This window comes from Vibrio owensii, from assembly GCF_002021755.1.
Lineage (GTDB): Bacteria > Pseudomonadota > Gammaproteobacteria > Enterobacterales > Vibrionaceae > Vibrio > Vibrio owensii.
Map to the genome: position 1 here is coordinate 1,340,242 of NZ_CP019959.1, position 16,783 is coordinate 1,357,024.

Below are 16,783 nucleotides of genomic sequence, written 5' to 3' on the forward strand. Positions count from 1 at the left end.
AACCGTAATAAATCTCACTACGATTCATGTAACTAAATTACATCCCTGCAAGAAAAAACAAATAATTCTAGTCAATTCAAACAAACAGGTAGCGGTGTGAAATCAATAAAACTGCATAAAACCAACTTAAAACCTGCAATGTTGCGCAAGTGTTAAACAAAAAGTGAATATTTAAACGAAAAAATTGGGTCACAAAAGCGACTTTTCGTTGCATTCTCAAGTCACAAAATTGTAGGATACTTACACAACCCCGTCGTTTTTGTGACTTTTATTACAACATCAACTGCGGGAATTGTCGGCGATACCCCGCTCCCACCTATATAAGTCACTAAATTGTGGCAATAAATAAAGGGATATCACCAAGGATTGTTTTTCTCGCAAAATTTTTCCTGCGAGATACGGAAAGGAATCAAGACTGGTCAACCTCGGCCAGTGGCGAATCATAAATATAAAGGACAAGACGCAAAGAGCGCACCTAAGGCAGTCGAGATCTGTCCGGGATTCTTGCGTCGACATTGAACTGGAAGGATGTATCTATGGTAGATAGAGAGCAAAATTCACAGGGTCTGTACACTCCGGAGCTGGAGCATGACGCTTGTGGTATCGGTTTTGTTGCTCACCTTAAAAACCGTAAATCTCATGAAGTAGTGACTCAAGCATTGGATATGCTGGCTCGCATGGAACACCGTGGTGGTCAAGGTTGTGACCCATGCAGCGGTGACGGTGCGGGTATCTTGCTACAAAAACCTCATGAATTCCTATTAGAAGAAGCCGTTAAGTTAGGCATTAAATTGCCTTCGTTTGAAAAGTATGGTGTTGGTGTCGTTCTTTTCCCGAAAGACGAATACAAACGCGAACAATGCCGTGACATTCTAGAACGTAACGCACAGCGTCTAGATCTTGAAGTTATCGGCTACCGTGTATTGCCAACCGACAACTCAATGATCGGTGCAGACCCACTAAGCACAGAACCTCAGTTTGAGCATGTGTTTATCTCTGGTGGCCCTGGCATCACACCTGAAGAGCTAGAGCGCAAACTGTACGTACTTCGTAACTACACTGTACGTGTTTGCCTAGAAAGCGTTTCGAACATTGGTGACGACTTCTACATTAACTCCATGTCTTACAAGACATTAGTGTACAAAGGTCAGTTAACGACCGAGCAAGTACCTCAGTACTTCCTTGATCTGCAAAACCCGACCATGGTGACTGCACTAGCACTTGTACACTCTCGTTTCTCTACCAATACCTTCCCGAAATGGCGTCTTGCACAGCCTTTCCGTTACATTGCCCACAACGGTGAAATCAATACAGTTCGCGGTAACTTGAACTGGATGAAAGCCCGTGAAGCAATCCTAGAATCAGACCTATTTACTCAGGCTGAAATCGACATGCTTCTTCCAATCTGTCAGGAAGGCAGCTCGGATTCATCTAACTTCGATATGGCACTTGAGCTCCTAGTTCTTTCTGGTCGCAGCCTGCCACACGCATTGATGATGATGATCCCGGAAGCATGGCAAGAAAACAAAAACATGGATCCTAAACGTCGCGCGTTCTATCAGTACCACGCGAACATCATGGAACCATGGGATGGTCCAGCTTCAGTATGTTTTACTGATGGTGTTCAAGTGGGTGCGACACTAGACCGTAACGGTCTGCGCCCTTCTCGCTACACAGTGACCAAAGATAACTTCCTAGTGATGGCATCTGAATCTGGTGTTGTGGATATTGAACCAGAGAACGTAGAGTTCCGCGGTCGTCTACAACCAGGTCGTATCTTCGTTGCAGACCTAGAGCAAGGTCGCATCATCTCTGATGAAGAAGTGAAAGACACCATCGCAACGGCGCAGCCTTACGAAAAGTGGGTAGAAGAAAACCTGCTGAGCTTGAAGAAGCTACCAGATGCGAGCAACCAGTTCAGCCAACCTTCTCCAGAGCGTTTGTTGCACCGTCAGCAAGCTTTCGGTGTGAGCACTGAAGAAGTGAACGAAATCATCGTTCCAATGGCGAATGATGCGAAAGAGCCATTATCGGCAATGGGTGCTGACTGGCCTCTTGCGGTTCTATCTCATCAATCTCAGCACCTTTCAAACTACTTCAAGCAGCTGTTTGCACAGGTAACTAACCCACCGATCGACCCGATCCGTGAGCGTATGGTTATGTCGCTGAACACTTACTTGGGTAAAGACCAAAACCTTCTGACTGAAACACCACTTCACTGTCAGAAAGTAGAATTGGAATCACCTGTTCTGGCGAACTCAGAGCTTGAAAAACTGCGTGCGATCGATAACGAGCACCTACAAGCGAAGACGCTGGATATCGTATTCCAAGCTAATGAAGATCAAGGCAAGCTTGAGCGAGCACTAAAACGTATCTGCCAATACGCAGAAGACGCGGTTATCGATGGTTACTCAATCATCCTTCTAACTGACCGTGCAGTGAACTCAAACCACGCGGCGATCCCAGCAATGCTGGCAGTTGGCGCAGTGCACCACCACTTGATCCGTAAAGGTCTACGTGCGAAGTGTGACATCGTGGTTGAAACCGGTGACGCGCGTGAAACGCACCACTTTGCAACGCTACTTGGTTACGGTGCGAATGCGGTTAACCCTTACCTAGTGATTGAAACCATCATTGAGCTTCAACGTACTAAGAAGTTGGATCCAGAAGCGAACCCTCGCGACCTGTTCAACAACTACCGTAAAGCGATCAATGGCGGTCTCCTGAAGATCTTCTCGAAGATGGGTATCTCAACACTACAGTCGTACCATGGTGCGCAAATCTTCGAAGCCTTGGGCATCCACAAGTCAGTGGTCGACAAATACTTCACAGGTACAGTTTCTCGTATCCAAGGTCTAACCCTTGATGATATCGCCAAAGAAGTGCTGATCCGTCATCGCATCGGTTACCCACAACGCGAAATCCCAATTCAAATGCTGGATGTTGGTGGTGTTTACCAATGGAAACAGCGTGGTGAGAAGCACCTATTCAACCCAGAGACTATTTCTCTACTGCAAGAGTCTACGCGCAACAAGAACTACGATCAGTTCAAGCAGTACGCGACAGCCGTAGATAAGCAAGGCGACAACGCGGTAACTCTGCGTAGTCAACTTGAGTTCATTAAGAACCCTGCTGGTTCTATCTCTATCGACGAAGTCGAGCCAATTGAAAGCATCGTGAAACGCTTCGCGACGGGTGCAATGTCATTCGGTTCTATTTCTTACGAAGCACACTCCACACTAGCTGTTGCGATGAACCGTCTTGGCGCGAAATCGAACTCAGGTGAAGGTGGTGAAGACCCAATGCGTTTCGAGCGTAAAGAAAACGGCGATTGGGAACGCTCTGCAATCAAGCAGGTGGCTTCAGGTCGTTTCGGCGTAACCTCTTACTACCTAACTAACGCTGAAGAGCTGCAAATCAAAATGGCTCAAGGTGCGAAGCCAGGTGAAGGTGGTCAGCTACCAGGCGATAAAGTAGATGACTGGATCGGTGCAACACGTCACTCGACTCCGGGCGTTGGCCTTATCTCACCACCGCCACACCACGATATCTACTCAATCGAAGATTTGGCTCAGCTGATCTACGACTTGAAGAACGCGAACCGCGCGGGCCGTGTAAACGTGAAGCTGGTATCAGAAGCAGGCGTAGGTACGATCGCTTCTGGTGTAGCGAAAGCGAAAGCGGACGTTGTACTTATCGCAGGTTTTGACGGTGGTACTGGTGCATCCCCAATGTCTTCAATCCGTCATACCGGTCTTCCTTGGGAACTTGGTTTGGCAGAAACACACCAAACGCTACTGAAGAACGGTCTGCGTAACCGTATCGTGGTTCAAGCAGATGGTCAGATGAAGACACCTCGTGACCTTGCAGTGGCAACGCTACTTGGTGCAGAAGAATGGGGCGTGGCAACCGCAGCCTTGGTGGTTGAAGGTTGTATCATGATGCGTAAGTGTCATAAGAACACCTGTCCTGTTGGTATCGCAACTCAGAACAAGACGCTTCGCGAGCGCTTTGATGGCCGCGTAGAAGACGTCGTAACCTTCTTCCAATACATGGCACAAGGTCTGCGTGAAATCATGGCTGAACTTGGCTTCCGCACTATCGATGAGATGGTCGGTCAAGGTCAGAAACTGAAGATTCGCCAAGACGTTTCTCACTGGAAATACAAGAACCTAGATCTGTCTCCTGTTCTCCACGTTGAGCAACCACGTGAAGCTGATGGTGTATTCAACCAAGCTCAGCAGAACCACAACCTAGAAGAAGTGCTAGACCGCAAGCTGATTCAAGCGGCGATTCCTGCACTCGAGAAAGGCGAAGCGGTGAATGCCGAGTTCCCTATCGTCAACACGGATCGCTCTGCAGGTACCATGTTGTCGAACGAAATCTCGAAAGTGTACAAAGATGCGGGTCTACCTCAACCAATGAACGTGAAGTTCAAAGGTTCTGCAGGTCAGTCATTCGGCGCATTCCTAGCTAAGGGCGTGAAGTTCGAAGTAGAAGGCGACGCGAACGACTACTGGGGTAAAGGCTTATCTGGCGGTACCTTAGTACTTTATCCAGATGCGAAATCAAGCATTGTCGCGGAAGACAACATCGTGGTTGGTAACGTGTGTTTCTACGGTGCAACTTCGGGTGAGTCTTTCATTCGCGGTATGGCTGGTGAACGTTTCTGTGTTCGTAACTCAGGTGCGAAAGTAGTAGTAGAAGGCGTCGGTGACCACGGTTGTGAATACATGACGGGCGGTGCAGCAATTATCCTTGGTTCAACAGGTCGTAACTTTGCCGCAGGTATGAGTGGCGGCGTGGCGTACGTATGGGATAAATCAGGCGACTTTGAGTCAAAACTGAACCCAGAGCTAGTAGACCTAGATCCAATCGAGCAAGAAGACAGAGATCTATTACTCGACATGCTAACTAAGCATGTTCAATTCACAGGAAGTGAAGTCGCTCAGTCTTTCCTAGACAACTTTGAAGTTAGCCTAGCCTCTATGGTTAAGGTAATGCCGCGTGACTACAAAGCGGTTCTTCAAAAGCGTAAAGCTGAAGCACAGTCTCAAGGAAACGAAACTCAAGTGGAGGCCGTATAATGGGTAAGCCTACTGGATTTTTAGAGCATGGTCGTGAACTACCACAGAAGATCGACCCAGCTGAACGTATCAAGAACAACAAAGAGTTCGTTCTGAACGAGGAGTTTGGTGACAAGATCAATACTCAAGCTTCTCGTTGTATGGATTGTGGTGTGCCGTTTTGTCATAACGGCTGCCCTATCGGTAACATCATCCCAGAGTTTAACGATGCGGTTTATCGTGATAGCTGGGAAGAAGCATGGAACATTCTAAGCTCGACGAATAACTTCCCTGAGTTTACTGGTCGAGTTTGTCCTGCTCCGTGTGAAAGTGCTTGTGTACTTGGCATCAACCAAGACCCAATCACTATCTGTAATATCGAGAAAACCATCGTAGAAACAGCGTATCGTGAAGGGTACGCCAAACCAAAAACACCACGTTCTCGCACTGGCAAAACCGTTGCGATCATCGGTTCAGGTCCTGCTGGCCTTGCGGCTGCTGAGCAGCTAAACAGTGCCGGTCATACTGTGACGGTATTCGAGCGAGACGAGAAAGTAGGCGGTCTGCTGCGTTTTGGTATCCCAGATTTCAAACTGGGTATGGACGTGATTGATCGTAAGATCAACCTGATGGCAGAAGCGGGTATTGAATTCAAAGTTAACCAACACGTTGGTGTTGATGTGAATGCTCAGCAGTTGCGTCAAGAATTCGATGTGGTTCTACTAACGGGTGGTTCAACCGTTCCTCGTGATTTGCCAGTTCCGGGTCGTGAACTAAAAGGCGTTCACTTCGCAATGGAATTCCTAGGTCAAAACAACCGCCGAGCCAACGACATGGATCTTAAGGGTGAAGAACTTCACGCCGCAGGTAAACATGTTGTCGTTATCGGTGGTGGTGATACGGGTTCTGACTGTGTAGGTACCTCAAACCGACATGGCGCAGCAAGCATCACTCAGGTTGAAATCATGCCGATTCCACCAGAGAAACGCCCTGCCAATATGCCATGGCCACAGTACCCAATGATCCTGCGTACTTCGACGTCTCATGAAGAAGGTGTTGATCGTCACTGGAACATCCTAACCAAAGAGTTCATCGGCAATGACAAAGGTGAAGTTACAGGCCTTCGTTTAGCTGATATCGTTTGGCAAGATGCGAAACCAGGCGAGCGTCCAAGCTTCAAAGAAGTAGAAGGCAGCGAACGTGTGATTCCATGTGATATGGCATTCTTAGCGATGGGCTTCCTGCACCCAGAACCAACAGGTGTGCTTGCTCAACTGGATATTGCACTAGATGATCGCGGTAACGTAGCAACTCAAGGTTTTGCTACTAACCAAGAAGGTGTATTTGCTGCTGGTGATATGCGAACAGGCCAATCTTTGGTGGTTCGTTGTATCAATGAAGGCCGCGAATGTGCCCGTGCTATCGATGATTACCTAATGGGTGGCACAAACCTAGAAGCAAAAGCAGATTCACTGATGCTTTCTGCTTAAAGGGAGTGCGCTCACTTCCTCTTTTCGAGGCATAAACCCAGTCATCAGTACTATCGATGGCTGGTCGTCAGGAAAGAAAACAGTTCCTTCCAATCTTTTTATTTTGACCAGCATTTTGTGCTGGTCTTTTTTATTCCCGCCAGAATCAAATGTTACTTTTTTGTAACAATCATTTTTCTATCTCACTGTTTTCATTGAACTATTTCAGCCAATTAAATGGTAAATCGCATATTCACGCGATGATTCACTAATAACTTGACCTTTTTTACAATAAGCTATAGCTTGTGAAGTTGGTGAAAATAAAACACACAATTTTTGTTAATATATTTGACGAATTTTATTGAATAGATATACATAAAACTTAGAAAGTGACGCATAGTTAGTCATCATTATCAACTTGAGCAGTGTTGATATATCTGTCGGGATGACAGATAAGCAAAGGGAGAATTGCAATGGCTCTTTATGATCCAAGTCTTGAGAAAGACAACTGTGGATTTGGCTTGATCGCGCACATGGAAGGCGAGCAAAGTCACAAGCTGGTACGTACAGCAATTTCTGCACTTGACCGCATGACCCACCGTGGTGGTATCGCCGCCGATGGTAAAACCGGTGATGGTTGTGGTCTTCTTCTACAAAAGCCCGATTCCTATTTACGCCTTATCGCTGAAGAAAATGGCTTCAACCTTGGCAAGCAATACGCCGTAGGGATGATTTTCTTCAACCAAGACCCGGTGAAAGCTCAACTCGCCAAAGACATCATCAACAAAGAGCTCGCACAAGAGACTTTGACGGTAGCAGGGTGGCGTGAAGTACCAACCAATTCAGAAGTACTCGGCCCAATCGCCGCCGATTCACTTCCAGACATTCAACAAGTCTTTATCTCTGCTCCGGCAGGTTGGCGCGAGCGTGACATTGAGCGTCGTCTCTACATCGCACGCCGTCGTATCGAGAAACAAATCACCGAAGATCCTGATTTCTACATCTGTAGCTTGTCGACACAAGTTTTGGTGTATAAAGGCTTATGCATGCCTGCGGACTTACCGCGCTTCTATCTTGATCTTGCTGATCTACGCATGGAATCTGCTATCTGCCTTTTCCACCAGCGTTTTTCTACCAACACTCAACCGCGTTGGCCATTAGCTCAACCGTTCCGTTACCTTGCTCATAATGGTGAGATCAACACCATTGAAGGTAACCGCCAATGGGCACGAGCGCGAGCTTACAAGTTCTCGTCACCACTGCTGCCAGACCTACAAACCGCAGCACCGTTTGTGAACGAGACAGGTTCAGATTCTTCCAGCTTAGATAATATGTTGGATCTATTCCTTTCTGGCGGTATGGATATCTTCCGTGCCATGCGCATGCTTGTGCCACCAGCATGGCAAAACCACCCAGACATGGACCCGGATCTGCGAGCGTTTTACGACTTCAACTCCAAGCACATGGAGCCATGGGATGGTCCGGCAGGTATCGTATTGTCCGACGGCCGTTACGCTGCCTGTAACCTAGACCGAAATGGTCTGCGCCCTGCACGTTATGTGATTACTAAAGACAAATTTATCACCCTAGCATCAGAGGTAGGGATTTGGGATTACGCTCCCGATGAAGTTGCCGAGAAAGGCCGTGTTGGTCCGGGTGAACTGCTGGTTGTCGATACTCGTAAAGGGAAGCTTTGGCAGTCTAGCGAGATCGATAACGATCTGAAATCCCGCCACCCTTACCGCGAATGGATGGAAAACAACGTTCGCAAACTCACTCCTTTTGCTCAGCTACCTGAAGATCAAGTGGGTGAGCGCAGCTTTGATGAAGACTTACTCAAGACTTATCAAAAGCAATTTGCCATGAGCAATGAAGAGGTAGATCAAGTACTGCGTGTTCTTGGCGATATGGGCCAAGAAGCGGTCGGCTCTATGGGTGATGACACCCCAATGGCCGTTCTCTCGTCGAAAGAGCGCTTGGTGACTGATTACTTCCGTCAGAAGTTCGCTCAGGTAACCAACCCGCCAATCGATCCATTGCGTGAGAAACACGTAATGTCACTGGCGACCAGTATCGGTCAGGAGATGAACGTCTTCTGTGAAACCGATGGCCACGCCTACCGAGTGACCTTTGATTCGCCAGTATTACTTTACTCAGACATGCAGCAATTGCTTGAGCTTGGTGACGATCACTACCGTAATACCATTCTCGATATCAACTACGATCCACAACAGAAAGATCTCAAACAAGCCATTGATGATCTGTGTGAACAAGCAGAACAGGTCGTACGTGAAGGCACGGTTCTAGTCGTGCTTTCAGATCGCGCTTTAGTCAAAGGCAAGCTGCCAATTCCTGCAGCAATGGCGGTCGGTGCGGTTCAAACTCGCTTGATCGATGCCAACTTACGTTGTGATGCCAACATTGTTGTTGAGACCGCAACAGCTCGTGACCCACACCAATTTGCTGTCTTGCTTGGCTTTGGTGCTACTGCGGTTTATCCATACCTTGCTTATGAAGCACTAGGTAAGCTGATTGATGATAAAGCGCTAGAAAAAGACTATCGCGATGTGATGCAAAACTACCAATACGGCATCAACAAGGGTCTGTACAAGATCATGTCGAAAATGGGGATTTCTACCATCGCCTCTTACCGTTGCTCGCAACTGTTTGAAGCGGTTGGCTTGAGCCAAGAAGTGGTCGATTTGTGCTTTAAAGGCGTGACGACTCGTATTGAAGGCGCGAACTTCGACGACTTCCAACAAGATTTGTACAACCTTGCTCGTAAAGCCTGGGCGAAACGTAAAGCTATCGAACATGGCGGCTTATTGAAATACGTCCACGGTGGTGAATATCACGCCTACAACCCAGATGTAGTTGGCACACTGCAAACTGCAGTTAAATCAGGCGAAAGCAACGATTATCAGAGCTTTGCTAAACAAGTAAACCAACGCCCTGTTGCCATGCTGCGTGACTTAATGACGCTGAAAAAAATAGACTCTCCACTACCACTTGAGCAAATCGAGCCAAGTACAGAACTGTTCAAACGCTTTGATTCTGCAGCGATGTCCATTGGTGCACTTAGCCCAGAAGCGCACGAAGCACTTGCAACAGCGATGAACCGTCTTGGTGGTTACTCCAACTCGGGTGAAGGTGGTGAAGATCCACGTCGCTTCGGTACCGAGCGTAACTCGCGTATCAAACAGATTGCTTCTGGGCGATTTGGTGTCACGCCTCACTACCTAACCAATGCAGACGTACTGCAGATCAAAGTCGCACAGGGTGCGAAGCCGGGTGAAGGTGGTCAGTTACCGGGACACAAAGTTACCGCAGAAATCGCAAAACTGCGTTATTCGGTACAGGGTGTGACTCTGATCTCCCCTCCTCCGCACCACGATATTTATTCGATTGAAGATTTAGCCCAGCTGATCTTCGACCTAAAACAGGTCAACCCAAATGCGCTAGTTTCGGTGAAATTAGTATCTGAGCCTGGTGTCGGCACCATCGCAACAGGTGTCGCAAAAGCTTACGCTGATCTCATTACCATTTCGGGTTACGACGGCGGTACCGCGGCAAGCCCGCTAACCTCAGTGAAATACGCAGGTAGCCCTTGGGAATTGGGACTGGCAGAGACACAACAAGCATTGGTTGCCAATGGTCTACGCCATAAGATCCGTCTGCAAGTAGATGGTGGTCTAAAAACTGGTCTAGACGTGGTGAAAGCGGCGATTCTCGGTGCGGAAAGCTTCGGTTTTGGTACTGCGCCAATGGTGGCAATGGGTTGTAAGTTCCTACGTATTTGTCACCTCAACAACTGTGCCACAGGGGTTGCAACTCAAGACGAGACATTGCGTAAAGAGTACTTCAAAGGCCTACCGGAAATGGTGATGAACTACTTCATTGGTCTGGCGGACGAAGTGCGCGGATTACTCTCTGAACTTGGTGTTGAAAAACTGACTGATTTGATTGGTCGTACCGATTTATTGGAAACCGTTGAAGGTATGACAGCAAAACAAACCAAGCTGGATTTGTCGAATATTCTCGAGGCACCAGTCTCTCCAGAAGGACACCCTCTTTACTGGACACAGCCAAATACACCATTTGATAAAGCAGAGCTAAACAACAAGATCATCGAAGACGCACTGCAAGCGGTTGAAAAACGTCAATCTGCCAGCTTCTTCTACAACGTGATCAACACCGACCGCTCTGTGGGTGCTCGCCTATCTGGTGAAATCGCTCAGCGTTACGGCAACCAAGGCATGGCGGCAACGCCAATCAAACTGCACTTGGATGGCACTGCAGGCCAGTCATTTGGCGTTTGGAACGCGGGGGGCGTAGAGCTTTACCTCACTGGTGATGCCAACGACTACGTAGGTAAAGGCATGGCTGGCGGTAAGGTGGTTATCAAACCTCACCTTGGCACTGCATTTAAGTGTAATGAAGCGACCATCATTGGTAACACCTGTTTGTACGGCGCGACCGGCGGTAAGCTGTTTGCGGCAGGTAAAGCAGGTGAGCGTTTCGGCGTACGTAACTCAGGTACGATTGCCGTTATTGAAGGTGCTGGCGATAACGCTTGTGAGTACATGACCGGTGGTATTGTTGCCATTCTTGGCGCAACAGGCGTGAACTTTGGCGCCGGCATGACTGGCGGTTTTGCTTACGTATTGGATGAGAACCAAGACTTCCAAGGTCGCGTGAACAATGAGTCTGTTGAAGCGATTTCTCTGTCGGATCTCTACATCCATCAAGAGCACTTACGTGGTCTGATTGCCGAACATCTTGAAGAAACCGGCTCCAGCCACGCAGAAGATATCTTGGCGAACTTTGATGAATGGATTCCAAAGTTCTACTTGGTTAAACCACAAGCGGCGGACTTACGCACGCTACTTGGTCACCAGAGTCGCAGTGCCGCAGAACTGCGCGTTCAAGCCCAGTAATCATGGAGGATGTTTGAATCATGAGTCAGAACGTTTATCAATTTATCGATGTTCAACGCGTAGATCCTGCGAAGAAGCCTATCAAAGTTCGTAAGATCGAGTTCGTTGAAATCTATGAACCGTTTACCAAACAACAAGCGACTGCGCAGGCGGATCGCTGCTTAGATTGTGGTAACCCATATTGTGAATGGAAGTGCCCAGTCCACAACTACATCCCGCAATGGCTAAAGTTAGCCAATGAAGGTCGTATCCTTGAAGCTGTTGAATTGTCGCACCAAACTAACAGCTTGCCTGAAGTTTGTGGCCGAGTATGTCCACAAGATCGTCTATGTGAGGGCTCTTGTACTCTCAATGAGGACTTTGGTGCTGTCACTATAGGTAACGTTGAAAAATACATTACCGACAAAGCCTTCGAAATGGGCTGGAAGCCTGACATGTCTAAGGTGGAGTGGACCGATAAAAAGGTTGCCATCATTGGTGCAGGTCCAGCAGGCTTGGCTGCTGCCGATATCCTAGTACGCAATGGCGTGAAACCTGTGGTATTTGACCGCTATCCTGAAATTGGAGGCCTACTGACCTTCGGTATCCCTTCATTCAAGCTTGAAAAAGGCGTGATGGAAAACCGCCGCCGCGTCTTCACCGAGATGGGCGTAGAGTTCCAGATGAATGTCGAAGTAGGTAAAGATGTGCAGATGCAAGAACTACTTGATGAGTACGATGCCGTCTTTTTGGGTGTTGGTACTTACAAGTACATGCGTGCAGGACTAGAAAATGAAGGTGCGCCGGGCGTTTACGATGCTCTGCCATTCTTGATTTCAAATACTTACAAGGTCATGGGCTTGGAGCACGACAAACCTTTTATCGACATGGCAAAGCAGCGCGTAGTGGTACTCGGTGGTGGTGATACCGCGATGGACTGTGTTCGTACCTCTATCCGCCAAGGCGCATCAAACGTGGTATGTGCTTACCGTCGTGATGAAGCCAATATGCCCGGCTCACGCCGTGAGGTGAAAAACGCCAAGGAAGAAGGCGTGAAGTTCATGTTCAACCTTCAGCCTTTAGGAATTGAAGTCGATGCGTCAGGCAAAGTCTCAGGGGTCAAAGTGGTGAAAACTGCTCTTGGTGAGCCTGATGAAGCAGGCCGCCGACGTCCAGAACCAGTAGAAGGCAGCGAGCACGTTCTACCAGCAGACGTTGTGATCATGGCGTTTGGTTTCCAGCCACACAAAATGGACTGGCTAACTCCGTTTGATGTCGAGTTGGATCAATGGGGTCGTATCAAAGCTCCTGCGAAACAAGAGTTCCAATTCCAGACCAGCAACAAAAAGATCTTCGCTGGTGGCGATGCGGTACGAGGCTCAGATCTGGTCGTGACCGCGATTGATGAAGGTCGAAAAGCCGCAGAAGGTATTCTCGATTACCTTGAAGTTTAATCACTGTTAACGTCTCAAAAAGGATCCTACTATTGGATCCTTTTTTCTTTTATTACATATAATTAAATTCCTAAGATAAGGGATAAAACCAATGAAAAAAGCCGCTCTCCTTTCCATTACTTTGCTCGGCTTAACCGCTTGTAGCCAAGGAGTCACAACCATGACTGATCGTTCTCAATCACCTTGTGGTGACAAACCAAACTGTGTCTCCACCCAAGACACGCGTGAAGAATACAACCTAACACCATTCACCCTAACCGAATCCACCAACATCGATGCAATTGAGCAAGTGGCGCTTGAACTGCCAGGCGCGAAGACTGCCGTCAAAGAAGGCAATTACCTACGTATCGAATGCACATCTAAAATAATGCGCTTTGTGGACGATTTAGAACTTAAGATCGAAGGCGACCAGCTTATTGTTCGTTCAGAATCTCGCGTTGGCTATTCAGACTTTGGCGTGAACCGTAAGCGTGCTGAACAATTACGTTCACTGTTGGCGAATGCTGAGTTAATCAAATAACGACCACATATTGGTGCAGAGTGGTATACTCTCGCCAACTTAAATTTTTATCGAAAGAGAGTGTTATGAAAGTTGGTATCATCGGTGCGATGGAACAAGAAGTCACCATCCTGAAAGAAGCAATGACAAACTGCCAAACAGTAAGCAAAGCAGGTTGTACGTTTTTCTCTGGTCAGATTAACGACGTTGATGTGGTACTGCTTCAATCTGGCATCGGTAAAGTAGCGGCTGCAGTAGGTACAACTATTCTGCTAGACGAGTACCAACCAGATGTGGTTATCAACACTGGCTCTGCGGGTGGCTTCGATTCAAGCCTAAACCTAGGCGACGTTGTAATCTCAACAGAAGTTCGTCACCACGATGCAGACGTAACTGCGTTTGGCTACGAAATGGGTCAAATGGCAGGCCAACCAGCGGCATTCAAAGCGGATGAGAAGTTAATGGACCTTGCTGAAAAAGCTCTGGATCAGATGGAAAACACTCACGCCGTTCGCGGCCTGATCTGTACTGGTGATGCTTTTGTTTGCACAGCAGAACGCCAAGAGTTTATCCGTAAACACTTCCCTTCAGTTATCGCTGTAGAAATGGAAGCATCTGCTATCGCTCAAACTTGCCACCAATTCAACACACCGTTTGTTGTTGTTCGTGCTATCTCTGACGTAGCAGACAAAGAATCACCAATGAGCTTCGAAGAGTTCCTACCGCTAGCAGCGAAAAGCTCTTCAGAAATGGTATGCAAAATGTTGGAACTGACTAAGTAAGTCCCCAGAATTTCATGGAAGAAATATTTCAACAGCTCTATGCCAATGGTGCGCTCCTCGTCATGTGGGGCGCATTACTATTCCACTTATTAATCCCTATTCCTCACACTGCTCATCCTGTGACTTTGTGGCATAAATTCGCAGAACAACTGGCGAACAAAGTTAATAACAACCATGCCTACTCACAAAGCATTCTCTCTGGCGGGCTCGCACTGCTTCTTATGCTTGTACCTTGCTTGATATTACTGCTCGCGATGAAACCTTTAGTTTGGCAAGCGCCCTTATTTGAGCTGGCATTACTGCTTATTGCTCTTGACTGGCGAAACAACGAGTCACTTGCGAAACAACTCGTCACCGCGATGTCGAATGAGAACAAAGTGCAGTGCCGAGCGTTACTCAAGCCTTACCTTAATCGAGATACCGAGAGCTTGTCACTGCTTGGCATTGGTAAAGCAGGTGCAGAGACCATCATCATGGGTTACGGACGTAACGTTGTGTGCGTGTTGTTCTGGTATGGATTGACTGGTGGAATTGGCGCGTTAATGTATCGCCTAACGGCAGAGCTCGCTCGTGCTTGGTCCCCAAGTCGCCGTCAGTATTCACCTTTTGGTAAGCCTGCTGTTCAGCTAACGGCTGCATTGGAGATTGTTCCTTTACGCTTGTTTGCCGTGTTCATTAGCATGGGTAAAAACCTATCGAGTGTTTCGACTGCCATGTTTCAACAAGCGAAGTCTTGGCCACTTCCAGGGCCAGCTTGGTTGTTGTGCTCGATTGGTAACAAGCTTCAATTGTCACTTGGCGGCCCAGCGCTGTACCAAGGTCAAAGAGCTGAACGAGCGAAAATTGGTGGTCGTATAGCACCATCTGCTATTCATTTAGCACAAATCCAAACCCTCATTGTATGGCGTATTTTTGCTTGGATCGTTATCCAAAGCCTGATTCTCGGACTCATTTATCAAGGACTATGATGAACAAACTTTGCTTTGCTCTTCCTCTTATCTTCTCTGCCGCTTCTTTTGCCAATGAACCAGCTCAACGCGTCATCAGCCTGGCACCACACTCAACAGAAATCGCCTATGCTGCAGGTCTTGGTGACAAACTGATTGCGGTCAGCGAGATGAGTGACTACCCAGAGCAAGCTAAAGATTTAGAGAAAGTATCAAACTATCAAGGCATCAAGTTAGAGCGCATCATTGCCCTTCAACCCGATTTGGTTATCGCTTGGCCGGCAGGTAATCCAGCCAAAGAACTTGAAAAGCTCAAGCAGTTTGGCATTCCTATCTACTACTCAACTACTGGAACGTTAGAAGACATCGCTACGAACATTGAGCAACTTAGCCAGTACAGTGAGAAGCCAGAAGTTGGGCAAAAAGCTGCCGCAGAATTCCGCGCGCAGTTAGAAGCATTAAAAGAGAAATACAATACCGAGGATAAAGTCAGTTACTTCTATCAATTGAGTGAGAAGCCGATCATCACCGTTGCGGGCAAGAACTGGCCAAGTGAAGTCTTCACCTTCTGTGGTGGTGAGAATATCTTTGCCAAAGGCAGTGCCCCCTACCCACAAGTTAGCATCGAGCAAGTGATTACTCGCCAACCCGAAGTCCTGTTTACCTCTCGCCATGCCATGAGTAATGATGGCATGTGGTCAGAGTGGAAAAACGACATCCCTGCGTTAAAAAACGACCACGTTTGGTCACTCAATTCCGATTGGATCAACCGCCCAACCCCAAGAACCTTAAACGCGATCACAGAGGTGTGTGAACACTTTGAAACCGTTCGGCAAAAACGCTAACGTTTTCGTTGGAAATCCCGTACAATTTCCGTCCCATTTCTGTTCCCCCACAATTTGTTTAAAAGGTACCAAGTAACATGGACTCCATGCTGCTTTATATGATCGATTTATTCGGTACTGCTGTCTTTGCGGTTTCTGGCGTTTTACTCGCAGGCCGATTAAAGATGGATCCCTTCGGTGTGATCGTACTCGGTAGTGTGACAGCTATTGGCGGCGGCACTATTCGTGATATGGCGCTTGGCGCAACCCCGGTCTTCTGGATCACTGACACCACTTATCTTTGGGTAATTTTCATCACTTGTTTACTCACGATGATTCTCATTCGTCGCCCTAAGCGCTTGCCTTGGTGGGTTCTACCTGTCTGTGACGCCATTGGTTTGGCGGTATTCGTCGGTATCGGTGTCGAGAAAGCTCTCGCCTACAATGCTTCGGGCATGGTTGCGGTGATCATGGGCGTTATCACTGGCTGCGGTGGCGGCATTATCCGTGATGTGCTGGCTCGCGAGGTACCCATGGTACTGCGAAGTGAAGTCTATGCGACCGCATGTATCATTGGCGGAATTTTCCATACAACTGCATTGAGTATGGGACACGACCATTCAGTCGCCCTACTCGCAGGTGTCATCTCAACTTTGATTATTCGCCTTGGTGCGATTCGCTGGCACTTGTCACTGCCAACCTTTGCTATCAATCGTTGATCGATACGAATCAATTTACGCAAAAGAGCTGACTGAAACGTCGGCTCTTTTTGTTTGTAAAATCACCTGTCGCTTCTCATCTCAAGCTTGGCTATATTAGGCCTATT

The 16,783-nt window shown here is 47.7% G+C and carries 9 protein-coding genes; all 9 read left to right on the top strand.

Annotation, left to right across the window (positions count from 1 at the left end):
• The first annotated feature begins 536 nt into the window (after window positions 1-536).
• Window positions 537-5,087, top strand: coding sequence for a glutamate synthase large subunit (gene gltB / locus A9237_RS05965; protein WP_041057710.1), 4,551 nt, complete (start codon window positions 537-539; stop codon window positions 5,085-5,087).
• Window positions 5,087-6,556 (top strand): glutamate synthase subunit beta, encoded by a 1,470-nt coding sequence (locus A9237_RS05970; protein ID WP_009703022.1) that lies wholly within the window; start codon window positions 5,087-5,089, stop codon window positions 6,554-6,556. The genes gltB (A9237_RS05965) and A9237_RS05970 overlap by 1 nt, the downstream gene beginning before the upstream one ends.
• A 452-nt stretch (window positions 6,557-7,008) precedes the next feature.
• A complete protein-coding gene (gene gltB / locus A9237_RS05975) occupies window positions 7,009-11,472 on the top strand; it encodes a glutamate synthase large subunit (RefSeq protein ID WP_078607838.1) in 4,464 nt (1,487 codons plus the stop codon).
• Window positions 11,473-11,492: 20 nt separating this feature from the next.
• Window positions 11,493-12,905: an FAD-dependent oxidoreductase gene (locus A9237_RS05980; protein WP_078607839.1), complete on the top strand. Its 1,413-nt coding sequence runs from the start codon at window positions 11,493-11,495 to the stop codon at window positions 12,903-12,905.
• Window positions 12,906-12,996: 91 nt separating this feature from the next.
• Window positions 12,997-13,425: a DUF1499 domain-containing protein gene (locus tag A9237_RS05985; protein WP_038878196.1), complete on the top strand. Its 429-nt coding sequence runs from the start codon at window positions 12,997-12,999 to the stop codon at window positions 13,423-13,425.
• A 65-nt stretch (window positions 13,426-13,490) separates the two neighbouring features.
• The gene (gene mtnN, locus A9237_RS05990) at window positions 13,491-14,186 is read left to right on the top strand and encodes a 5'-methylthioadenosine/S-adenosylhomocysteine nucleosidase (RefSeq protein ID WP_078607840.1); all 696 of its coding nucleotides are present in this window, start codon (window positions 13,491-13,493) and stop codon (window positions 14,184-14,186) included.
• Between the two features lie 14 nt (window positions 14,187-14,200).
• Window positions 14,201-15,154: a cobalamin biosynthesis family protein gene (locus tag A9237_RS05995; RefSeq protein WP_078607841.1), complete on the top strand. Its 954-nt coding sequence runs from the start codon at window positions 14,201-14,203 to the stop codon at window positions 15,152-15,154.
• A complete protein-coding gene (gene btuF, locus A9237_RS06000; protein ID WP_078607842.1) occupies window positions 15,154-15,978 on the top strand; it encodes a vitamin B12 ABC transporter substrate-binding protein BtuF in 825 nt (274 codons plus the stop codon). The genes A9237_RS05995 and btuF overlap by 1 nt, the downstream gene beginning before the upstream one ends.
• Before the next feature lie 77 nt (window positions 15,979-16,055).
• Complete coding sequence (locus tag A9237_RS06005; protein ID WP_005425397.1) at window positions 16,056-16,676, top strand: TRIC cation channel family protein; 621 nt, start codon at window positions 16,056-16,058, stop codon at window positions 16,674-16,676.
• The last annotated feature ends 107 nt before the right edge of the window (window positions 16,677-16,783 follow it).